Below are 22,320 nucleotides of genomic sequence, written 5' to 3'. Positions count from 1 at the left end.
CGAGAACATCGCGTCCCGCGGTCACCCGCCGCCGGGGCTCCTCCCACGAGCGAGATGGCGTCATGAACCCGAACTCCCACGCCGAGCCCGGCCCCGTGCCGCACCTGCGCCCGGCCGGCCCGCAGACCCTCGGCATCCTGGCCGACATCATCGCGCGGGAACAGCCCGTGTTCGCCATGCCGTCCTGGTTCGTGACCACTGAATCCGCGCAGGCCGGCCACCTCCTCAGCGAGTTCGTCCGGGAACTTGGCGGCCGTTCGGTCGGCACCCGCTACCGCAGCTTCTTCGCCAACTCCCGCTACGAGGCCCTGCACGGCGCCGTCAAACTGCTGCGCCACCGCGCCGCGGCGACCGCGGCCACCCACCGCGGCCGCGTCCTGGTCCTCGACCCCGACGGCACGCTCGCCCGCCGCACCGACCCGCTCGGCGAAGGCCCCGACCGCGCCCTCGCCCCCGGCCTCCCCACCCGCACCACCGTCGCCGGTCTGAGCGCCGCCCTGCGGAGCACCCCGGTGTGCGGGCTCGTCATACGCGCCCCCGAACTCCTCGATGCCGACGACCTGGCCGCCGTCGCCGAACTGGCCCGCGCCACGCGCGCCACCGGAGCCCGCATCGTCGTCGACCTCAGCGACATCTCCCCGGACACCCCGACCGACCCCGCCGTCACCGCGCTGCGCCCCGACCTCGTCGTCCTCGGTGAATCCCTCACCGGGCACGAGGTCCCGTTCGGCGCCTTCACCGGCACCCACGACACCTTCGCGCCGTGGAGTACCCCGCGGACCGGCTTCCTGCATTCCAACACCTACGGCGGAAACACCGTCGCCATGCGCGCCGTCATCGCCCGGCTGCTGCCCCGCTGGGACGCCACCGCCCCGGTGCACCGCGTCCTCGCGGCCACCGCCGCAGACCGGCGGGCCACCCTCGACCTGTACACCCACCACGTGAACCCGATGGCGGCGCGTATGCAGCGCAAGCTGCACGGTGCACTGAACGTAGTCCGGGCCAAGGGCTCTCGGCTCACCGTCCGCCTCGACTCCGGCCGCGAACTGGATCTGGTCGACGGGCTCTGCGGAGCCGGGCTCGGCGTGGCCGGCCACAACCCCGCCGACGCGCTGACCGACGTCGTCCGGGGCCACGACCCGGCCCGGGACCACGTCCGCGAGCTCGAAGGGGTCCTGGCCCGCGAAACCGGCCTGCCCCACGCCTTCCCCGCCGTCAGCGGCGCGTCCGCGGTGGAGAGCGCCATCACCCTGGCCCGCCTCGCCCGCCCCCGGCAGCGGCGCATCGTCGTCTTCAAGCACAACTACGGCGGCAAGACCCTCGTCTCCCTGCTCGCCACCGCCGCCGACCGCACCCGCGCTCCCTTCGGACCCCTCTACGACGACATCCGCTACATCGACCCCTTCACGCCGCACGCCGTCGAGGAGTTCCGCGAGGAGGCGGCCGAGGGCGACATCGGACTCGTCTGGATCGAACTGGTCCACGGCAGTTCCGACGCCTACGCCCCGATCCCCGGCCCCCTCCTCGACGCTGTCACCGAGGGCCGGACCGAGCACGGCTACCTCGTCGGCGTCGACGAGGTCCTGACGTCCTACTACCGCTGCGGCACCCGCTTCGCCCACCACGGCCGGCTCCCCGACGTCGACCTCATGAGCCTGTCCAAGGCACTGAGCCACGGCTGCTTCCCCACCGGTGCCGCCCTCGTCTCGGAGGAGGTCCACGACGCCGCGCGCCGGGCCCACCCGCAACTGGTCGACGAACTGCGCACCCACCACGCCCACGGACTGGGCGCCCACTTCGCCCTCCAGTCCATCCGCCAGGTCGACGCCCTCGGCGTGCCCGAACGCGCCGGGGCCCTGTCGGACCTCGTGCGCGCCGGACTCGCCGCCATGGACGAAGGGCCGCGCGGAGTGGTCGGCCGCCGCTTCGCCGAAGGCATGCTCGGCCGGCTCGAACCTCGGGTACCCGGAGTGCTCGGCCGCCTCATCGACCCCGGGGGCGAGTGGATGACGTACGCCCTCATCCTCTGGTGGATCAACCGGGCCCGCGCCTTCGTCGTCTACGACGTGTTCCTCCTGCCCCTGACCGCCACCGAGCGGGAGATTTCCCAGGTCATGCAAGGTGCCCGCCGGCTCTCCCACACCGGCCCGGCCCGGCTCCTCGCCCACGCCGCCCTGTTCCGGCTGGGCCAGCGCCTGTCCCAGGGCCTGTCCCGGCGGCCGAAGCGGCGCCCGTCCCGTACCCCCGCGAACTCGAGGAGCACCGTATGAGCACAGAGAACGTCGAAGTGATCCGCACCTTCTTCCGATTGTTCGACGAGGGCCGCCTTGCCGACATCGAGCCGCTGCTCGCCCCCGACTTCGAATGGGTCTACCACGGTCCCGCCTCGCTGCCGTGGGCGGGCGTCTACCGCGGCGTCGAGGGGTTCCGCGCATTCTTCGCCATAGTCCGCGAGCTGATCCGGGTCCAGGAGTGCGACGCCTACGACTACCTCGACGCCGGGGACCGGGTCGTGGTGCTGGGCGTGAGCCGCACACAGGTCCTGGCCAACGGCGCTCGCTACGAGGCCCCGTGGATGAACGTCTTCACCGTCCGCGACGGACTCATATCCCGATACCTCGACCTCTTCGACACCGCCAGCGTCGTCGAGGCGCTCGAACGCGACCCGCAGGAGGTGACCGCGGCCCCGTGAACACCACCGCAACCACCCTCGGCGCGGCCTTCACCGCCGTGGCCCGCGCCCACCCCCACCGCACCGCGCTGGTCCGCGGCCACCTCCGGATCGGCTACGCGGAACTCGCCGCCAGAGCCGCGGCCGCCGCCCGCCGGCTCGCGGGCCGCACTGCCCCCGGCGAGCCCGTCGGGATCTGCGCCCACCGCTCGCCCGGCACCATCGCTGCACTGCTGGGGACGGTTCTGGCCGGGGGTGCCTACCTTCCGCTGGACCCCGACGCACCGGACGACCGGATCCGCTCGCTCGTCCTCGACAACCACCTGCGCACCGTCTTCGCCGCCGGGCGGGACGTTCCGCGGCTGCGTGCCCTCCTGCCCGCTGGAGTGACGGTCCTCGCCGTCGACGAGGACGCACCGGAGCCGGGTGGCGACGCCCCGCACGCCGTTCCGGAGGTCTCCGCGGGCCAAGGCCAAGGCGAGGGACAGGAGCCGGGACCTGACTCTCCGGCCTACGTCATCCACACCTCCGGCAGCACCGGCGCCCCCAAGGGAGTCCAGGTCGCGCACCGGTCCGTCCTCGCCCTGGCACACGCCCCCGAGGCCGGACTGACCGCCGACGACGCCGTCCTCCAGCTCGCCCCGCTTCACGTGGACCCCTCCGTCTTCGAGATCTGGGGCGCCCTGCTCAACGGCGCCCGACTCGTGCTGCCGCGTTCCGACCGGCCCGGCGTCCACGACATCGGCCGGGAGTGCGCCCGCCACGGGGTGACCGTCCTGCGGCTCGCCGCCCCGTTGTTCCGGCTGGCGATGGAGCACATCACGGCGGACCTGCGCGGGCTGCGCCTGTGCGTCTCAGGCGGCGACCGGGCTGACGCGGACGCGGTGCGGACCGCGCTGCGCGAGCTGCCCGGCTGCCGGATCGTCAACGGCTACGGGCCCACGGAGACCACGGTCTACGCCTGCTGGCAGAGCTTCGACACCCCGGATGACTGGGACAGCGCCTGGCGGGACGTGCCGATAGGCCGCCCCTTCGCCGGGGCCACCGCCCACGTCCTGCGCCCCGACCGCACTCTCGCCGCGCCGGGCGAGGACGGCGAGCTCTGCATCGGCGGCCCGGGCGTCGCCCGCGGCTACCGAGGCAGGCCGGAGCAGACCGCCGAGCGGTTCGTCCCCGAGCCCGGTCGGCCCGACCGGATCGCCTACCTGACGGGCGACCGGGTCCGCAGGCTCCCCGGCGGCGAACTGGCCTTCCTGGGGCGCTTCGACGACCAGGTCAAGATCCGGGGCCACCGCGTCGAACCGGCCGAGGTGGAACGGGCGCTGCTGACCCACCCGGCGGTCCGGGAGGCGGTCGTGGTCCCGTACGGCGCCGTGGACGCGCGTCGGCTGGCCGCGTACGTGGTGCTGGCACCGGGTGGCGACGCGGACGCCGACGCCCGGCCCGACGCCCAGGCTGCTCTCGGGACCCAGGCCGTCCTCGGCGCCCACGCCGCCCGGATCCTGCCCGAACCGGCGGTCCCGGCCGCCGTGACCGTGTTGGCGTCGCTGCCGACCACCGCCAACGGCAAGGCCGACCGCCGCCGCCTCGCGTCCCTCGCCGACCGTGCGGCCGTGGCGGCCGCGGCGGCTCCCGGCCCGGCCGACGGCGCTCCGGCGGGTGGTAGGGAGGTCGTGGCCCTGCGCGCCGTTTCCGCGCACTGGGAGGCGGTACTCGGCCGCTCCGCCGGCCCGGACACCGACTTCTTCTCCGCCGGCGGGGACTCCCTGTCCGCGATGGCGATCCTGGCCCGCCTGGAACGCGACCAGGGCGCGGCCCTGACGATCGCCGACCTGTTCACCGCCCCGACGGTCCGGGCTCTGGCGGCCCGCGTGGCCGCCGCGACCGCGGGGGTACCACCGGAGGACGGCTCCACCGCCGAGGCAGAACCCGCGGTCGACGCCGAGACAGACCCCGAAGCCGACCCCGGCAGACTGCCGCTGTCGCCCGCCCAGGAGGGGATCTGGTTCGAGCAGGAGGCCACCGCGAGCACCGACCGGTACGTCATCGGACGCGGCTACGCCGTCGACGGGCCGCTCGACCAGGACCGGCTGCGGAACGCCCTGAACCTGTTGGGCCGACGCCAGGCCGCCCTGCGGACCGTCGTTCGGCGCGACGCCGACGGCTGGCGGCAGAGCCTGAGCGCCGACCCGGGCGCCGCGCTGTGCCACGTTGACCTCTCCGGCGTTCCGGCCGGGGAACGCCAGGCCCTGGCCCGCGCCCTGGCCGCCGAACACCGTGCGGCCGGCCCGGACGCCGACGGCACCCGGCTGCTGCGCACCCTGGTGCTCACCCTCGACGAGGGGCGGGCCCTGATCCACTTCGCCGTCCACCATGCCATCGCCGACGACTGGTCCCTGGACCTCTTCACCTCCGAGCTGTCCGCCCTGTACGCGGACCCGGCCGCTGAACTGCCGCCCCTGAGCCCGGCCTACCCCGAGCACCTGCGCGCCGCCCACGCGCCCCGCCCCGAACGCCTCACCGCCGCGACCCGGTTCTGGCAGGGCGCACTCGACGGGGGCGCCGCCGCACTCGACCTGGTCACCGACCGCCCCCGACCCGCGGTGCTCAGCGGAGCCGGCGACCGGGTGCGGCTGCGGATCGGCTCCGTGCAGCACGCGCGCCACGCCGAGGCCGCCCGCCGGCACGGCGTAAGCCCGTACATGTTCTGCTTGGCCGGCGTGTACACGGTCCTGTCCGCCCACACCGAACGCGACACCCTCACCCTGGGCGCCCTCGCCGCAGGCCGGGACCGGGCCGGGGCGCAGGACCTCGTCGGCTGCTTTGTCAACCTGCTGCCCGTCCGCGTCGAGGCGGACGCGGACACCACCGCCGGGGCCCTCCTCGCCCGCGTCCGCACCGCCTGCACCGAGGCCCTGCACCACCAGGACGTCCCCTTCCAGGCCGTGGGCCGGGAACTCGCGCCGTCCACTACCGCACGGGCGGCCGTCCCCTTCCAGGCCGTAGTCAACCACCGGCAACGCAGGCCGCGTCCGCTCGAGCTGTCCGGCACGCGGACCGAGCCCTGGGACGCCGGTGGCCGTGCCACCGCCACCTTCGAGCTGGCCTTCACCTTCCAGGAGGAGGGCGACGGCCTCGACGTCGAGGTCGAGTTCAGCACCGACCTCTACGACCGGGCCACCGCACAGCGGCTGGCGGGCCAACTGGCCGCCGTGCTCGACCGCCTCGCGGACGGCGACCCGCCGCTGCGCGACGTCACCCTGTACGAACCGGGGGAGTACGAACGGCTGAGCCGCGCCCCGGAGCCGGGTCCACGGGCAGCGGACACCACCCTGCCCGCCCTCGTCGCCCGACAGGTCGCGGCCCGCCCGCACAAGACCGCCGTGATCGGCGACGGCACCAGCCTCACCTACGCCGAACTCGACAGGCTCGCCGACACCGTGGCCGCCCGCCTCGCCACCCGCGGGATCCGGCCCGGCGACCGAGTCGCCGTGTGCCTGGAGCGCTCCCCGCTTCTCGCCGCGACCCTCCTCGGCGTGCTCAAGGCCGGGGCCGCGTACGTGCCGCTCGACCCGGCGTACCCGGCGCGGCGGCTGCGCCACTGCATCGCCGACGCCGACGCCGGCGCGCTGGTCTGTGCCAAGGACACCGCCGACACGCTGTTCGGCCCCGGTACGGAGGCCTCCGGCCCGCCCGTCCTCGACATCGAGGCCCTCGCCGCCCCCGGCGAGGAGACCGCGCCCGCCGCGGGCCCCGGCGATCCCGCCGCCCCGGCGTACGTCATCTACACCTCCGGCAGCACCGGGCGCCCCCGCGGTGTCGCCGTCTCCCACCGCGCGGTCGCCAACACGCTCCTCGCCTGCCTGGACCGGCACCCGTTTACCGCGGACGACGTCTGGCTCCAACTGACCTCGCCCGGCTTCGACGTGGCCGCCTTGGAGCAGTTCATGCCGCTCGTTTCCGGCGCCAGCCTGGTGTACGCGGACGACGCCACTCGCTCTGACGGCCCGGCCCTCACCCGCACCCTGCGCACCGCCGGGGTTACCGTGATGGTGACCGTACCCTCGCTGCTGCGCGCCCTGGACCGCCCCGACCTGGGCGACGTGCGCGTGCTGCTCGTCGCCGGTGAGCCCGCGGACGTCCACGACACGCGCCACTTCGCCCGGGACCGGGTTGTCGTCAACGGCTACGGCCCGACCGAGGCGGCGATCCTGGCGACCACCCACCGGGCAAGCCCCGCGGACGACCGGGCCCGCGTGCCCGTGGGTACCGCCCTGCCCGGCACCGCGGCCCACGTCGTGGACCGCCACGGACGGCTCGCGGCCACCGGGGTGCCCGGCGAACTGTGGCTCTCCGGCGCCGGACTCGGCGACGGCTATCGCAACGACCCCGAGCGCACGGGCGAGCTGTTCACCACCCATCCCGCGCTCGCCGGCGCCGGACGCTGCTACCGCACCGGGGACCGCGTGCGCCGGCTGCCCGACGGAGCCGTCGACTACCTCGGCCGGCTCGACCACCAGATCAAGCTGCGCGGCTTCCGCATCGAACTCGGCGAGATCGAGGCCGCGCTCGCGGAACACCCCGGTGTCCGGGAGGCCGTCGCCGTCCTCATCGGCATCGGCACCGGCACCGACGCCGAACTCGCCGTCGGCTACGTCGGCACCGCCGCGCCGCAGGACGCCCGCGCCCACCTGGCTCGGCTGCTCCCGGGCCACATGGTGCCCCGCCTGGCCGTACCCGTCCCCGCCATCCCGACCGGCAGCCACGGCAAGGCCGACCGGTCGGCGCTCGCCGCCCGGCTCGCCGACCACCGGCAGCAGCAGCCCCCCGCCGACGGCCCGGCGGGCGGCTCCGCGAACGGGACCGAGCGGCGGCTGCTCGCCCTGTGGGAGGACGTGCTGGGCGGGCCGACGGGCTCCCTGGACGAGGACTTCTTCGCACACGGCGGCCACTCCCTGCGGGTCATCCGGCTCCTGGGCCGCATCGAGCGGGAATTCGGGGTCCGGATCGCCGTCGCCGACTTCCTCGCCGAGCCGACCGTACGCGCGGTGGCCCGGCTGTTGGGGGGGCCCGATCCGGCGACCCTGCCGGTGGGGCCGGACGACGCGCGGCTCGACCCCCGCATAGTCTTCCCCGACCGCCCCGGCCCCTTCGACCCGAACGGCGCCGTGCTGCTCACCGGGGCCACCGGATACGTGGGCTCCCACGTCCTGGCCGAACTGCTGGACCGCACCACGGGCCCGGTCCTGTGCCTGGTCCGGGCCGCGGACCCGGACACCGCCCGTCGCCGCCTGGCCGCGGCCCTGCGCCGCCACGGTCTGCGCCGCGACGCCTCGGACCCGCGGATCGTGCCCGTCCCGGGGGACCTGTCCCGGCCCGGCCTGGGCCTCGACGGAACGCACCGGGAACACGTCCTGCGGGCGACGACGGTCCTCCACCTGGGCGCCGAGGTCCACCACGTGTCCGGCTTCCACCACCTGGCGGCCGCAAACGTCGGCGGTACCGCCGAACTCCTGCGGATCTGCGCGCAGGGCCGCCCGGCCCGCCTGCACCACGTCTCCACCCTGGGCGTATTCCGGGACGGACCCCGCGGCACCCGCCCACGCACCATCACCGAGGCCACCCCGGCCGCCGGCGAACGGCATCCACGCGGTCGCGGCTACGCCGCCGCCAAGTGGGCCGCGGAGCACCTCGTCGGCCAGGCCCTCGAACGCGGAGCCGACGCCCGGATCTACCGGCTCGGCCGGGCCGGCGGCAGCACGACGGGCGCCGTCAGCGAGGACGACTTCCTCAGCCGGCTCCTCGTCACGTCCACCGCCCTCGGCTGCCACCCCGACGACCCACGGCTCGCCACCGACGCACTACCCGTGGACACCATGGCCCGGGCCCTGGTCGCCCTGGCCCTCGCCGACGCCGCCCCAGGCACCGTCCACCACCTGCACCATCCCCGGCGGACCCAGGTAGCCGAGCTGCTCGCCGTACACGACCGCCGCACGGGCCGTACCACCCCCGCGGTCCCGCTGGGGGTCTGGCTCGGCCGGCTGGCCGACGCGGAGGCCCGCGGCACCGCGCTGCCCGCCCTGGCCTACCGCGAGTACTTCCGGGAGCTGTGCGACCACCCGGACGCCGGCCTCCCCGACCACCGCAACGACGCCACCATCGCCGCCCTGCGGGCCCACGGCATCACCCCGCCCGCCCTGGACGACGCCATCGTCGGCCGCTGGTGGCAGAAACTCGACCGGAGCACCCGCGATGACTGACCCGACGACCGACCCGATGGCCGACGCGATGGCCACCCCGACGACCGACCCGGCTTCCGACCCGCACTACCCCATGGACCGGCAGTGCCCGTTCGCCCCGCCCCGGGAAGCCACCGACATCCGCGACGCGGGCACCGTGCCCCGCGTGATGCTGTGGAACGGGGTCCGCCCCTGGCTGTTCACCCGCTTCGACGACGCCCGCACCGTACTGTCCGACCCCCGGTTCAGCGCGGACAAGAGCCGCCGCGGCTACCCGCTATCCAGCGCCGTCGCCCTTGCCGAGACCGCCGTCGAACCGACCCTGCTCGTCATGGACAACCCGCGGCACGACGCCGTACGGCGCCTGGTCCTCGGCGAGTTCACGGTGAAGCGGGCCGAGCGGTGGCGCCCCGCCGTGCGCGCCGTCGTCGACGGCTGCCTGGACCGCATGCTCAGCGGCACCGAGGCCGACCTCGTGGCCGACCTGGCCCTGCCCGTCGCGCTCACCGTCATCTGCGAATTCCTCGGAGTGCCCTTCGAGGACCGCGAACTGTTCCGCGGCCTGACCCACACCATGAACGTCGTCGACGGCACCACCGCGAGCGCCGCCGCCGCCCGGCAGGCCCTCCAGGACTACCTGGAGGAGCTCGTCGCCGCCGCCGAACTCAAGCCCCAGGACGGCTTCATCGGCCGCATGGCGGCCCGGCACCTGCCCGACGGGACCATGACGCGGCCCCAACTCGCCGCGATGGCACTCCTGCTGCTCACCGCAGGCCACGACACCACCGCCAACATGATCTCCCTCGGGGTGCTGACGCTGCTGCGCCACCCCGGTCACTTCGCCGCCCTCGGCACGGACGACGACCCTGAGCTGCTCTCCGACACCGTCGAGGAGATGCTGCGCCACCTCACCGTGGTCCAGCGCGGCATCCGCCGGATCGCCATCGAGGACGTCGAGGTCGGCGACCGGCTCGTCCGCGCCGGGGAGGGCGTCGTCGCCGCCATCAACGTCGCCAACCGGGACCCCGAACGCTTCCCCGCCGCCGAAGAGTTCGACCCCGCCTCCCGCGCGCACGGCCACCTCGCCTTCGGCTACGGGCCCCACCAATGCATGGGCCAGTCGCTGGCCCGGGTGGAGCTCCAGGAGGTCTACGCCGCCGTGGCCCGCCGGATCCCGACGCTGCGCACGGCCGTGCCCGTCGAGAAGATCCGCTTCAAGTCCGACATGGCCGTGTACGGAGTGCACGCCCTTCCCGTGACCTGGTGATCCCGCTGCCGCCCGCCGCCCGTCCCCCCGCACCGAAGGAGCCGACCCCGTGAAGGTCACCCTCGATCCCGAGCGCTGTGTCGGCGCCGGCCACTGCGTCATGTCCGCCGCCACGGTCTTCGACCAGGACGAGACCGACGGCATCGTCCTGCTGGTGAACCCGGAACCGGCCGAGCACCTCGCCGCCGCCGTCCACGAGGCCGCCGACCTGTGCCCCGCCCGGGCGATCCTCATCACCGGGGCCGACGGGCAGCCGGTATGAGCGCCGCCCTGCTGGCCGCCCTGCGAGCCGCCCTCGACGGCGGCGGCGCCCTGGTCACCGACCCGGACGCCACCGTCGGCTACGCCCACGACATGATGCCGCTCGCCCCGCACGGCCGCCCGCTCGCGGTGGCCCTGCCCGCCTCGGCCGAGCAGGTGCAGGCCTGCGTGCGGGCCTGCGCGGCGGCCGGCGTCCCGATCGTCCCCAGGGGGGCCGGAACGGGCCTGACCGGCGCCGCCAACGCCGTCGACGGCTGCGTCGTCCTGGTCACCACCCGGATGAACCGGATTCTCGAACTCGACCCGGACAACCGGATCGCCGTCGTGGAACCCGGCGTGGTCAACCAGGACCTGAAGACGGCCGCCGCCGCCCACGGCCTGTACTACCCGCCCGACCCCTCCAGCCTCGACACGTGCACCCTCGGTGGGAACCTGGCCACAAACGCGGGCGGCCTGTGCTGCGGCAAGTACGGGGTCACCGGCGACTACGTTCTCGGCCTGGACGCGGTCCTCGCCGACGGCTCCCTCCTGCGCACCGGCCGCCGCACCGTCAAGGGCGTCGCGGGCTACGACCTCACCCGTCTCCTCGTCGGCAGCGAGGGCACCCTGGGGATCATCACGCGGGCCACCCTCTCCCTGCGCCCGCTGCCCTCCGCGCCCGGCACCGTCATCGCGGCCTTCGACTCGGTGGCCCGGGCGGGAGCCAGCGTCAACCGGATCGTCCGGGCCGGCCTCGTGCCCTCCCTCATGGAGATCATGGACGCGACCTCCCTGCGGGCCTCGTCCGCCTACCTCGGCACCGAGCTCGCCGGCGAAGGCGACCAAGCCCTGCTGCTGTGCCAGTCCGACGCGCCGGAGGGCACCCGCGAAGCCGAACTCGATCAGATGGAGCGCGTGTTCCGGCAAGCCGGCGCGGTGTACACGCACGCCACGCAGGACGCGGCGGAGGGCGCCCTGCTGCTGCGCGCCCGCCGGGTGAGCCTCGCCGCCCTCGAAGCCCGGGGCGCCTGCATGACCGAGGACGTGGCAGTGCCCCGCACCCTCATCGCCGATCTGATCGAGGGCTGTACGCGGATCGGCGCCGACGCGGGGCTGACCGTCGCGGTCGTCGGCCATGCGGGCGACGGCAACATGCACCCCACGGTCCTCTACGACGGCGACGACGCCGGGCAGTACGCCCGCGCCCGGACGGCGTTCGATGCGATCCTCGCCCTCGCCCTGTCCCTCGGCGGTACGATCACCGGCGAGCACGGAGTCGGCAAGCTCAAGCAGGACTGGCTGGAGCGCGAACTGGGCCCGGTCGCCCTGCGTGTGCACCGCGACCTCAAGGACGCCCTCGACCCGACAGGCCTGTTCAACCCCGGCGCCGTGATCGCCCGGCGGTCGGCCCGGACCCGCCGTGCCGGTTGAGACCTTGCGGACGCTGGCCGGGCTCGCCCCGCCCCTGCGGACCCTGTTCCTCACGACCCTGCTCTTCCGCACCGGCACCATGGCCTACCCCTTCCTCACCCCGTACCTGCTGGGCCGCGGAGGTCTGGACGCGGCCGAGGCGGGTCTGGCCGTCACCACCTTCGGGGTAGGCGCCCTCGCCGCGGACCTGGCCGCCGGACGGCTCCTCGCGAGGCTGCACCCGTACGCCCTGATGCGGGGCGGTTTCCTGCTGGGCGCCGCCGCGGTCGCGGTGGTGCCGCTGCTGCACGGCCAGCCCGCGCTCATCACGGTGGTGCTGGCCTGGGGGTTCGCCTACGAGATCGTCACCCCGGCGGCCTACGCGGCCACGATCGCCGGGTCACCGCCCGAGCAGCGCAAGGTCGCCTTCTCGTGCTATCGGCTCGCCATCAACCTCGGGCTGTCGGCCGGCCCGCTCCTCGGGGCCCTGCTCTACGCCCTCGACCCGTACGCCGTGTTCTGGGCCAACGCCCTGTGCGTCCTGGCGGCCGCGGCGTTCCTGCACCGCCGAGGCGCACGCCGGCCCATCGCCGATGCCGGCGGCGGGCCGGGCCACGAGACCCGGCCGCAGGGCCCGGTCCGCCAGACGAGGGCCGAACGCACCCGTTTCTGGAGCGTGTTCGGCCTCTCCCTGCCCATCCAGCTGGCCTACGCGCTGCCCTCGGTCTTCGTCGGCGCCTACGTCATCGTCGGCCTCGGCCTGCCCGGCTACTGGGCCGGCGTCGTCTTCACCGTCAACGCCGTCGGGATCGTCCTGTTCGAGGTCCCGCTCAACATCCGCATGGCACGCGTCGGACACCTGGCGACCCTGCTGAGCGGCTACGCGCTCGCGGGCACCGGGTTCCTGCTCATGGCGCTGGCGGACACCGGGCCGGAACTGGTGGTCGCCACCCTCGTGTGGACGGCCGGGGAGATCGTCGTCTTCCCCGGGCTGCTCGACTACGTCAGCCGGCTCTCCGGCCCGGCCGCCGACCGCAACATGGGCCTGTTCTCCGGCGGCGTCAACCTGGCCTTCATCGCGGCCCCGCAACTCGCCCTGCACCTCTCGGCCCCCGGCCACCCGGGCGCCCCCTGGGCGGCCGCAGGCGCGGCGGTCTGCGCCGCCTGCCTGCTGCTGCTCGCGGCCCGCACCAACCCGTACACCTGGCACAAGGAGGAACCGTGCTCAAGCGTGACCTGACCCCCTTCATCGGCGTCGAGTACAGCGGACTCACCCACGCCGAACTCACCCGCCCGGAGGTCTTCGCCGACATCGTCGACTCCCTGAACCGGCGCGACCTCGTCGTCGTCCGCGGCATCGACCTCACCCCCCGGCAGCAGATCGGCCTCGCCGCCCGCATCGGCCGCCCCGTCCCCTTCCTCCTCGCCGACTGGCGCCACCCCGAGTTCGCCGAGATCCTCGTCTCCTCCAACGAGCGCAAGGACGGCCTGCCCGTCGGGATCGAGCGGGTCGGCCACTTCTGGCACCAGGACTCCTCCTTCGACGCCGACCCCTCCGCCTACACCGTGCTGCACGGCGTCCACGTGCCCGAGGACCACGGCCACACCGTCTTCGCCAGCGCCGCCGACGTCTACGACCGGCTGCCCGAGGAATGGCGCACCCTCTTGGAGGACCGCGTCGGGCTGCACACCCTCACCAAGCAGCAGCGCATCGCCCCCGAGCACGTGGGCCTGTCCATCGCCGAGGTGCGGGCCCTCATCGCCCGCCAGTACCCGGCCGTCGAACACTCCGTCGTCCGCCGCGACCCGCACACCGGCCGCCGCTTCCTGTACGCCGCCCGCGCCTACATGGACCGCGTCGTCGGCCTCGACGCCAACGAGAACGAGGCGTTCTTCGGCCTCGTCGACACCCTCCTGGCCGATCCCGACCGCACCTACACCCACCGCTGGACGCCGCACGACCTGCTGCTGTGGAAGACCGCTACCACCTACCACGTCGCCACCGACCTGCCACCCGGCGTCTCGCGGACCGTCCACCGCGTCAGCGTCGCCGCCGCATGAGCGGGCCCCGGCACCCCGCCGCGCCCGTCGGCGTGATCGTCGACGGCTACTCGGTCGGCAAGTACCTGCCCGCATCCTTCCGCAAGCTCGGCGCGGACGTCGTCCACCTCCAGAGCACCCCCGAGTTCCTGGACTGCGTACCCCCGCCGGACCTGCGCCCGTACCTGGCCAACGTGGTCCAGGACGCGGCCGACCCCGCCCGCACGGCGAAGGAGCTGGCCTCCTACCACCCCTGCGGGGTCCTGCCCGGCCAGGAGACCGGCGTCCCGCCGACCGACCGGACGGCGGAACTGCTGGGCCTGCCCGGCAACCCGTCGGCCACCTCCGCGCTGCGCCGCGACAAGTACCGCATGATCGAGGCGCTGCGCGCCGCCGGCATCCGCTGCGCCGACCAGCTCAAGTCCGACGACGTGGAAGCGGTGCTCGCCTGGGCGCGGACCACCGGATACCCGGTCGTCGTCAAACCGCTCAGCTCGGCCTCCACGGACAAGGTCTCCGTCTGCCGCCGCCCGGACGACGTCCGTGCTGCGGTCGCCGACATCCTCGGCAGCCGGGACATCTTCGGCCGGCACAACGACGAGGTGCTCGCGCAGTCCTTCCTGGACGGCACCGAGTACATCGTGGACATCGTCAGGGGCCCCGGCGGCACACGGCACGTGTGCGGCGTCTGGCGCTACGAAAAGACCCTCGTCGGAACCCGGCCGGTCTACGACCGGGACGTCCTGATCGACCCCGGAGCGCCGCAGGTCGAACCCCTCGTCACCTATCTGGACACCGTCCTCGACGCCCTGGACATCCGGTTCGGCGCCGCCCACGCGGAGATCATGATGACCGCCGCCGGGCCCGTGCTAGTCGAGGTGGGCGCGAGGCTCGACGGCATCATGGACCCGGGCCACCACGACTCCTGCCTCGACGGGAACCAGGCCGACCTGCTCGCACTCGCCTGCGTGCGCCCGGGGGAGTACCGGCGCGCGCACCCCGGCGACACCCTGTACCGCAAGCACCGCGAGGGCATGGTCGTCCACGTGCGGACCAGCCGCGACGGCCTCGTCGAGGCCGTGGACGAGAACTCCCTGGCACGGATCCGCGCTCTGAAAACGGTGCACCTGGCGGTGCCCCGGCTGGCCCCGGGCGACCGGATGCGGCCCACCACCGACCTGCTGTCCAGCCCGCTGCGCGTCTTTCTGACCGGCGACAGCCCGGAGGAGCTCCTCGCCGACCAGCGCCGCATCCGGCTGCTGGCCGACGACGTGTTCCACCTCGCCCCGAACTGACCGCGCCCGCGCCCGCACGCGCATGCCGGCGTGCGCCGTCCCACTCCCGAGGATTCCCATGGGTGTTGCCATCCGAGCCGACCTGGCCTCCGTCCCCGACTACAACATTCCCAGCACAGCGCCTGACGCCATCCTGCTCAACTCCAACGAGGGGCCGCTGCCGCCCCCGCCCGCCGTGGTCGAGGCCGTCGCCCGGGCCGCCGTCGAAGGCCACCGCTACCCGCAGTGGTTCTCCGACACCCTAGTCGGCCGACTAGCCGACGACCTGGCCGTCCCCGCGGAGGGGATCGCAGTCGGCTGCGGGTCGGTGAGCCTTTGCCGCGATCTCATCCAGGCGTTCTGCGCCCCGGGGGACGAAGTCTTGTTCGCCTGGCGATCCTTCGACGCCTATCCGGTCTTCGCCAGGGTCGCTGGAGTGCGCGCCCGAACCGTCCCCCTAGACGCCGGGCACCGGCACGACCTGGAGGCGATGCTCGCCGTCGTCACCCCCGCCACCCGCGTCGTCTTCGTCTGCAACCCCAACAACCCCACTGGGACGGCGGTCCGGGGCTCGGAACTGCACGCGTTCCTCGACCGCCTCCCCGCCCGCGTCCTAGTCGTACTGGACGAGGCCTACCGGGAGTTCGTCGACGATCCCGACGTGCCGGACGGGATCGCGCTGGCCCGCCACCGCCCGAACGTGGCGGTGCTGCGCACCTTCTCGAAGGCGTACGGGCTCGCCGGCGTGCGCATCGGGTACTGCGTGGCCGCGCCGGCCGTGGTGTCGGCCGTCCACAAGGTGTCCGTCCCCTTCGCGGTCAGCAGGCTGGCCCAGGCGGCCGCCCTCGCCGCGCTCGACCGCCCCGAGGAGGTGCGCGCGCGCTCCGTGGCGATCGTACGCGAACGGCGGCGCCTGGAATCCCTGTTGGCCCGCAACGGCCATGAAGTGACCCCCTCGCAGGCCAACTTCGTATGGCTGCCCCTGGGGGAGGAGGCCGCCGGCTTCGCCGACTCCTGCGCCCGCCACGGCGTGCTCGTCCGCGCCTTCCCCGGCGACGGGGTCCGCGTCACCGTCGGGCTGCCGGAGGAGAACGACGCCTTCCTCCGCGCGGCCGACCGCTACCGGGCGACCGCTCTGCGGCCCCAGGCCGTGAGCATGCCCGGGGACAGCCCGGTGCACTGGCGGGAGTCCAGGTAGCGCACGGCCTCGTCGATCTGGGCGTCGTCGACGAGGCCGTTCCCACCATGGAGGGGTTGCAGCGCAGGGCCGCCGCCCGTAGCCGCACCGCCCCGGCTCTGGCGGCCCGTCAGCCCGCTTACTTCGTGGCGTTCGACGTCCTCCAGGGTGAGGGCGGTGAGCAGCTGCTCGCGTTGCCGTACCGGGAACGCCGACGACGGCTTGAGGTTCTGTTCGCTGCAGGCGGGCTGGCTTCGCCGTGGACGCTGTGCCCGATGACCACAGACGTGGCTACGGCGCGGGAGTGGCTCGAGGACTGGACCGACGTGTCCGGCGGCGAAGGACTGGTCATCAAGCCTCTGACCAGCAAATACCCCACCGGCATACCGTGGCTGGACCAAGGTCCGCCGCCGCGACACCACCGAAACCATCATCGGCGCGATCACCGGCACACTCACCCGCGCAGCTGCTCATCCTCGGCCGTCACGATTAGACCGGCCGCCTGCGCCCGGTAGGTCGCACAGTGCTCCTGCGGGCGGATCAGGCCCGCCTGGTCGCGGAGTACCTGGCTCCCGCCGGCCCGGGGCATCCGTGGGAGGGGGCCCGGTTCACCGCGTCGTGGGGTGGGGGTCCCGTGACGTCCTAGACGGGGGGCCGGGGGTCCGGTGGAGCTGCGGGACATCGAGATCTTCCTGACGCTGGCGGAGGGGCTGCACTTCGGCCGGGCAGCGCAGCGCCTGCACGTTTCCCAGGCTCGCGTCAGCCAGGCCATCAAGAAGCAGGAACGGCGAATCGGCGCCCCGCTCTTCACCCGCACCAGCCGCACGGTGCGCCGGCGCGCGCCTTGAGCTGACCGAGGGTGAAGCCCTCGCCCGCCCGGTCCAGAGCCTTGGTGGTCTCCTTGAACAAATACTCCGCCCGCTCGTAGGACAGCCGTCGGCGCCCCGTCTCCGGGCACAGGTCGGCCTGCGCGGGTGTCCGCGCCGGCCCGGGCCGCCGGCTGGACAGGAACACCGGCCCCCGCGTCCGGCCGGCCAGCAGCCCGGGCAGGAGCCGGGCCGTCCCGGAGCGCCAGCTCACCCACGTACGCCCCGCCCGGGCCCGGAGGTCGTCCAGGTCCAGGTCCTCCAATTCAGCGACAGCACGGCCTTAGGGCGAGTGTGCCGACTGGCTAGAGTCCAGGCAGGGACGGCTTGCGGTTTCCCCGCGTACGCGGGGATGACCCGTCACCCCGTCCCGCGCTGCGCGCGGACCGGGGCCTCCGATGTGTGCGGGGTGGTTGCCACCGCGTCGGCCGGGATCGTGCGGGTGGTCAGGGTGACGCCGCTGTGGATGCGGGTGCGGGGGCCGATGGCGACGCCCGGGTTGAGGCTGACGGTGTTGCCCGTCTGGACGCCGTCGCCGATCAGGGCGCCGAAGCGGGTCGTGCCGCAGCGGTAGATGCCGTCCGGGGTGCGCTTGTCGGGGCTGATGCGGATCGCGGCCACCGTTACCCCGCGCCGGCGCCGACCAGCGTGCGGTTGATGCCGATGCGGCGGCTGAGGTTCACGCGACGGGGGAGACCGGGGCGAGGAGCTCGGGGAAGGCGTCCTCCCAGGCCGTACGGACGTGCCTGCTGATCAGCGTGCGGAGCACCGGCCACTGGGCGAACAGGAGGTCGCGGTTCAGCAGGGTGACGAGGTCCTCGTGGCCGCCCTCGGCCAGGACGGTCCGGTAGAGGCCCATCCGCAGGCGCGGCCGGTCCAGGTCGTAGGCACGCAGCCCGGACCATGCCACGTGCAGGGGAACCTCCACCACGCCGTGCTCGGGCCCGGCGAGCTTCTCCAGCGAGCCGGGCAGCCGCCCGGCGTACCGGGCGTACAACACCTCCCCGGCGGGGCGGGCGGCGCAATCGTCGAAGGGCTCCGTGACCATGAACCCGATTATCCCGCGGCCCGCCCGTCCCGGGTACCGCAAACGGAGCAGGAGGCGCCGTGGGGAAGTGGCAGGAGTCCCGCCCTGCCCCGGTGAGAGAACCAAGCTCATCCATCGGGGTGCACGGCCGGCAGGCCCGGACCACTGTGGGTGGTCCGGGCCTGTCGGCGTCGTCGTGGTGCTGTAGGCAGGGGTCGGGTCAGCTTTCTGTCAGCGCCAGGTGCCGGTGTCCCAGAGGCTGGTCTGCCATGTGCCGTCGCCGTCCTTCTTGTAGACGACGAGGTTGCCGTCGTCCTGTAGCTGCAGGTAGGCGCCGGGGCTGTAGGTGGTGGACGCCCACAGGGCGCCGCCCTTGCCTTCGCCGCCGTCCTTGGAGTACAGGACGAAGTTGCCGTCGGCCTGCATGCGGGCGTAGGCGCCGGGGCTCCACGGCTGGGTCATCCACTGGTCCTTGCCGGTGGCCAGGTCACGGAGTTCCAGGTGCCCTTCCATGCCCATGAGCAGTGCGTTGCGCTTTCCCTGGATCCAGGCCCCGGGGCGCAGTTCCTGGCCGCCTTGCAGGCGCGGGCTGCGCATCCACGTGCCGGTGGCCCACAGGCTGTTCATCCAGCCTTCTGTGGTGCCGCTCTTATAGACGACCACGTTGCCGTCGGCCTGCAGTTGGAGGGTCGCGCCGGGGTTGTAGGGGGTGTTGGACGCCCAGAGCGCGCCGCCCTTGCCTTCGCCGCCGTCCTTGGTGTAGACGACGAAGTTGCCGTCGCTCTGCAGGACTGCGTAGGCCCCCGGGTTGTTGTACGTGCCGGAGGCCCACAGGGCGCCGCCCTTGTCGGGTCCGCCGCTGCGGTGGTAGAGGACGAGGTTGCCGTCCGCTTGCATGATCAGCTTGATGGACGGGGTAGTGGAGACCTGGCCCGATGCCAGTTTGGCTCCTGCCGTGAGGCTGATGCTGCCGTCCATGATGGTGGCGGTGCCGAAGGCCAGACCACCTGCGAGGGGCTTTCCGGTCCAGGAGATCATGGCGTTGTCGGAGCGGCGGGCCCACAGATCGGCGTACCCGTCGGCGTTGGCGTCGCCAGCCGATCCGATGGCCGGGAAGTCCGCCTGCCTGACGCCCCAGCCGATGGAGACACGGCCTGCCTTGTTCCCCCAGGTTGCCGGGTCGACGTTCCCGTCGGCACCCTTGGCTCCGTACGAACGCAGGACCTCCCCCGTGGCGTTGTCGCGCAGCCACAGGTCCGGAAGCGAGTCGCCGTTGGTGTCGCCGGGCGCGATGACGGTGTACTTGTCCCAGTCGCCCTCGCCCACCAGAACGGGCTCACGAGCGTCCAACATGTAATCAGCGGCGTAGTAGGCCCAGAGATGCCTGCCCTGCTTGACCAGGACATCGGGTCGGCCGTCGCCGTTCAGGTCACCGGCAGAGACGGCCTGTTCAGCGTTGTACCAGTGGTCGTCGCCGTTCCAGTCGTCACCGAAGTCACAGCCGAGCTCAGGGTCCTTGACCGGACAGATGACGGATAGCTCGGCCTTCGACCGCTCGTCTATGACGCCGGCGCCCTTGTTGGAATAGGACCACAGGCGGTTCTTCTTCACACTGCTGTCGTACCCGAAGGTGACGAGGTCGTTGTAGCCGTCTCTCGTCCAGTCGCCGCTGGTCAGGGCTTGCTGCCCCGGGAACGTCTCATTCCCGCCGCCGTTGACGCCCGGTGCGAAGGAGCCGTTGCCCAACCCTGCGTACATCGACAGGATGCCGTTGGAGTCCGTGGACCAGACGTCCTTGCGCCCGTCGCCATTGAGGTCTCCGGCGGCGTCGCGTCCCGCGGCGCTGGGGTTGGCGTAGAACTTGTACACGGTCGTGTCCGACCGGTTGCCGGCCGCGTCCAGGCTTTGCACGTTGAGGACGTGCGGTCCGTAGCTGGGCGGGGTGATCTGCACGGGCTTGCCGGGCGTGGTGACGTGCTGTTCTGCTTCGTTGTCGGCCCAGTAGACGAATTCCGCGACATCGCTCACGCCGTTGGCGTCGAAGGTGAAGGTGCCGGGCGTACGGGCCTTGCCGGTGACCGCGGGCCAGCCGTTCTCACCGTTGGGGAACTCGGCGGAGGTGACGTTGGGCTTCTTGCTCGGCCGGTTGCGGTCCACGGTGAAAGCGCAGGCGCTGGTCCACGCGGAGTAGGCGTTGTCCTGGTCCTTCGCGCGGACTCGCCAGGTGTAGCTGCCGCTGGGCAGGGTGGTGTCGGGCACTGACCAGGTCGCGAACCGGCCCTGCTGGCCGAGGACCGACTCGGCTGCGATCCGGGTGCTCTGGCCGGCCTTGTAGAGCTCGAACTCGGCGGTCAGGACGCCGGCGTCCGGGTCCTCGACGGTGGCGTACAAGGAGACGCGCGTGTTGCCGACCGTGCCGCCCGAGCACGGCGTACGCGGGTTGGTGCCCAGCGCGGAGGGGGTTTTGGGCGGGTTGTTGTACTGGGTCTCGATCGTCAGGGTCTTGGGGTCGAAACGCTTCCAGCCGAAGGTGTCCGACTCGTTGCCGGCGAAGAGGCCCACGGTCACGCTCGCCGCCCCGCTCGCGGCCGCTTGTCTGGCCAGCCCGGTGATGTCGAACTCCAGGTTCCCTGCCGCGCAGCTGTCGCTCCACCCCTTGGACTGGTTGACCGTGGCGATCTTGGAGACCTTGCCGGGCTGCTGGTTCCAGGTCGTCCTGGAGGATATGGCGCCAACGTGCCACAACTCGACCGGACGTGCCTGGCAGGACCATGACCACGTGTTCTGGACCCGCAGCGTCGACTTGCCGACCTGCGTGCCCTTGATGTTGGACGTGTCGAACTGGAAGAAGGACCGGGAGAGGCCGTCGGTCTCGTTCTCGTAGCCGACGCGGACGTCATCCCTGGTGTTCCAGTATGAATTGTCCGCGTGCTTCTTGTAGACCCGGGTCCAGTTCTGCCGCTCGCCCCAGGCGAACGACGGGTCGATGAAGACGGGGTACTTCGTCTGCGCCCCGGTCAGCAGCGGCTGGTCGGGCTTGATCTCCAAGGTGCCGTTCGCCACCGTCGTCGGCATGTGCGCGTCCTTGGCGCCTGCCGGCGGCGTGAACACGTCGGACGGCGCCGACGTTCCGCTCCCGCCCGCGGCGCCTGGCTGCGACATCTTCGAGGCCGGCGCGGTCTGCGCTGCTGCCGGAGCCGCGGTGGTGGTGGAGTCCCACATCAGCGGGGAAGGGCTGGTGAAGACCTGCTGGCCGGCCGGGTTGACGGCGGAGATCGCCCCGGTCCCGGCATCGGTGGACAGCTTCAGCCCGACCGTGTCGATCTTGAACTTCAGGGAGGCGAGTTCCGGGTTCTTCGCCGCTGCGGCGGTCTTCACGACCAGCAGCTGCGAGAAGCCCTCGACCTCGGCCTTGACCTGCAGGTCGACGTCCGGCAGGACATTGGCGTAGGTGGCCACGTTCTTTGCCAGCGTGGGTTTGGGCAGCGCCTTGGGCCAGGACAGCGACAGCGTCCGGCCGTCCTTCACGCCCGTCAACAGCGGCCCCGTACCCCCGCCGGAGAACGCCAGGGACACCGTCGTGGCCTTGGCCGCGACCTTTCCGTCAGCGCCGAACACCAGGGTGGGGTCCGTGGCCACCCACGAGCCGGCGCGCAGCACCCGCACCGGGGTGCCGTACCGCCTCACCGACCACTTGCCGTCCGGTGCCGCCCACGTGTCCGACGACTCGGTCCGCGCGGAGACCAGCTCATAGGGCTCGCCGGTCTCCTTGGCCTTGGCCAGCGCGAAGTCCTCGGCACTCACCGACCCCTCGGCGACCGGGTCGGTCGCGGCGGCCGCCGTCTGTGCGGGCGTCACTACATCCAAACCGGATGCGACTATTCCGCCTGCCAAAGCAAGCAATGCAATTCGGGAAATCCCCCGCCCGCCCGGGATTCCGGAGCGGGTCTCTCTTCTTCTCACGCACACTCCAACGGTCTGATATTCGGCGTCACTCTACTGGTCATGTCGACACGCCAACGCCGCTGAACTGCTGTTTTTATGCCACTCTTAGGCGCGCCGCCCGATTTGACCAGCAAGATCCACTTTGCAGTATTAGACGTCGAGTT

General features: G+C 72.9%; 15 protein-coding genes and 1 pseudogene. 12 read left to right on the top strand and 4 right to left on the bottom strand.

Annotation, left to right across the window (positions count from 1 at the left end; translation table 11 throughout):
* The first annotated feature begins 62 nt into the window (after positions 1-62).
* The 12 genes and pseudogenes from ACFWU6_RS15760 to ACFWU6_RS15705 form a co-directional block, all read left to right on the top strand.
* Entirely contained in the window at positions 63-2,270 is a 2,208-nt protein-coding gene (locus ACFWU6_RS15760) for an aminotransferase class III-fold pyridoxal phosphate-dependent enzyme (RefSeq protein WP_383981425.1), read from the top strand.
* Positions 2,267-2,692 (top strand): nuclear transport factor 2 family protein, encoded by a 426-nt coding sequence (locus ACFWU6_RS15755; protein ID WP_383981423.1) that lies wholly within the window; start codon positions 2,267-2,269, stop codon positions 2,690-2,692. Before ACFWU6_RS15760 ends, ACFWU6_RS15755 begins: the two co-directional genes overlap by 4 nt.
* On the top strand, positions 2,689-8,931 hold the full coding sequence (locus ACFWU6_RS15750) for an amino acid adenylation domain-containing protein (protein WP_383981421.1): 6,243 nt from the start codon (positions 2,689-2,691) through the stop codon (positions 8,929-8,931). Before ACFWU6_RS15755 ends, ACFWU6_RS15750 begins: the two co-directional genes overlap by 4 nt.
* A complete protein-coding gene (locus ACFWU6_RS15745) occupies positions 8,924-10,177 on the top strand; it encodes a cytochrome P450 (RefSeq protein ID WP_383981419.1) in 1,254 nt (417 codons plus the stop codon). The genes ACFWU6_RS15750 and ACFWU6_RS15745 overlap by 8 nt, the downstream gene beginning before the upstream one ends.
* Before the next feature lie 49 nt (positions 10,178-10,226).
* Complete coding sequence (locus ACFWU6_RS15740) at positions 10,227-10,439, top strand: ferredoxin (RefSeq protein ID WP_383981417.1); 213 nt, start codon at positions 10,227-10,229, stop codon at positions 10,437-10,439.
* Positions 10,436-11,848, top strand: a complete 1,413-nt coding sequence (locus ACFWU6_RS15735) for an FAD-binding oxidoreductase (protein ID WP_383981415.1) — start codon at positions 10,436-10,438, stop codon at positions 11,846-11,848. Before ACFWU6_RS15740 ends, ACFWU6_RS15735 begins: the two co-directional genes overlap by 4 nt.
* Positions 11,838-13,067 carry an MFS transporter gene (locus ACFWU6_RS15730; protein WP_383981413.1) on the top strand — a complete coding sequence of 410 codons (1,230 nt, stop codon included), beginning with the start codon at positions 11,838-11,840 and terminating at the stop codon, positions 13,065-13,067. The genes ACFWU6_RS15735 and ACFWU6_RS15730 overlap by 11 nt, the downstream gene beginning before the upstream one ends.
* Positions 13,049-13,888 (top strand): TauD/TfdA dioxygenase family protein, encoded by an 840-nt coding sequence (locus ACFWU6_RS15725; protein WP_383981411.1) that lies wholly within the window; start codon positions 13,049-13,051, stop codon positions 13,886-13,888. Before ACFWU6_RS15730 ends, ACFWU6_RS15725 begins: the two co-directional genes overlap by 19 nt.
* Positions 13,885-15,162, top strand: coding sequence for an ATP-grasp domain-containing protein (locus ACFWU6_RS15720; RefSeq protein ID WP_383981409.1), 1,278 nt, complete (start codon positions 13,885-13,887; stop codon positions 15,160-15,162). Before ACFWU6_RS15725 ends, ACFWU6_RS15720 begins: the two co-directional genes overlap by 4 nt.
* Positions 15,163-15,220: 58 nt before the next feature.
* Positions 15,221-16,339 carry a histidinol-phosphate transaminase gene (gene hisC, locus ACFWU6_RS15715; RefSeq protein ID WP_383981407.1) on the top strand — a complete coding sequence of 373 codons (1,119 nt, stop codon included), beginning with the start codon at positions 15,221-15,223 and terminating at the stop codon, positions 16,337-16,339.
* A gap of 47 nt (positions 16,340-16,386) precedes the next feature.
* Positions 16,387-16,833, top strand: coding sequence for a hypothetical protein (locus ACFWU6_RS15710; protein ID WP_383981405.1), 447 nt, complete (start codon positions 16,387-16,389; stop codon positions 16,831-16,833).
* Positions 16,834-16,983: 150 nt separating this feature from the next.
* Positions 16,984-17,151: pseudogene (locus ACFWU6_RS15705) on the top strand (LysR family transcriptional regulator); the annotation flags it as partial.
* On the opposite strand, the gene ACFWU6_RS15700 reads toward ACFWU6_RS15705, so the two are convergent.
* The 4 genes from ACFWU6_RS15700 to ACFWU6_RS15685 form a co-directional block, all read right to left on the bottom strand.
* Complete coding sequence (locus ACFWU6_RS15700; protein WP_383981403.1) at positions 17,126-17,449, bottom strand: hypothetical protein; 324 nt, start codon at positions 17,447-17,449, stop codon at positions 17,126-17,128. The pseudogene ACFWU6_RS15705 and the gene ACFWU6_RS15700 overlap by 26 nt on opposite strands.
* 95 nt (positions 17,450-17,544) lie before the next feature.
* Positions 17,545-17,805 carry a hypothetical protein gene (locus ACFWU6_RS15695; protein ID WP_383981401.1) on the bottom strand — a complete coding sequence of 87 codons (261 nt, stop codon included), beginning with the start codon at positions 17,803-17,805 and terminating at the stop codon, positions 17,545-17,547.
* Positions 17,806-17,863: 58 nt separating this feature from the next.
* Positions 17,864-18,232: a hypothetical protein gene (locus ACFWU6_RS15690; RefSeq protein WP_383981400.1), complete on the bottom strand. Its 369-nt coding sequence runs from the start codon at positions 18,230-18,232 to the stop codon at positions 17,864-17,866.
* Positions 18,233-18,442: 210 nt separating this feature from the next.
* Positions 18,443-22,069 carry an FG-GAP-like repeat-containing protein gene (locus ACFWU6_RS15685; protein ID WP_383981462.1) on the bottom strand — a complete coding sequence of 1,209 codons (3,627 nt, stop codon included), beginning with the start codon at positions 22,067-22,069 and terminating at the stop codon, positions 18,443-18,445.
* Between the last annotated feature and the right edge of the window lie 251 nt (positions 22,070-22,320).

It is taken from the genome of Streptomyces sp. NPDC058674 (genome assembly GCF_042716505.1).
Lineage (GTDB): Bacteria > Actinomycetota > Actinomycetes > Streptomycetales > Streptomycetaceae > Streptomyces.
Note: the sequence above shows the minus strand (reverse complement) of the source record. Positions and strands in the feature narration are given on the sequence as shown.

What these genes read in the sequence shown, in the direction of transcription:
- ACFWU6_RS15760 (WP_383981425.1), top strand. Translation starts at nt 63, where the DNA reads ATGAACCCGAACTCCCACGCCGAGCCCGGCCCCGTGCCGCACCTGCGC.
- ACFWU6_RS15735 (WP_383981415.1), top strand. Translation starts at nt 10,436, where the DNA reads ATGAGCGCCGCCCTGCTGGCCGCCCTGCGAGCCGCCCTCGACGGCGGC.
- ACFWU6_RS15690 (WP_383981400.1), bottom strand. Translation starts at nt 18,232, where the DNA reads ATGGTCACGGAGCCCTTCGACGATTGCGCCGCCCGCCCCGCCGGGGAG.
- ACFWU6_RS15745 (WP_383981419.1), top strand. Translation starts at nt 8,924, where the DNA reads ATGACTGACCCGACGACCGACCCGATGGCCGACGCGATGGCCACCCCG.
- ACFWU6_RS15710 (WP_383981405.1), top strand. Translation starts at nt 16,387, where the DNA reads ATGGAGGGGTTGCAGCGCAGGGCCGCCGCCCGTAGCCGCACCGCCCCG.
- ACFWU6_RS15720 (WP_383981409.1), top strand. Translation starts at nt 13,885, where the DNA reads ATGAGCGGGCCCCGGCACCCCGCCGCGCCCGTCGGCGTGATCGTCGAC.
- ACFWU6_RS15755 (WP_383981423.1), top strand. Translation starts at nt 2,267, where the DNA reads ATGAGCACAGAGAACGTCGAAGTGATCCGCACCTTCTTCCGATTGTTC.
- hisC (WP_383981407.1), top strand. Translation starts at nt 15,221, where the DNA reads ATGGGTGTTGCCATCCGAGCCGACCTGGCCTCCGTCCCCGACTACAAC.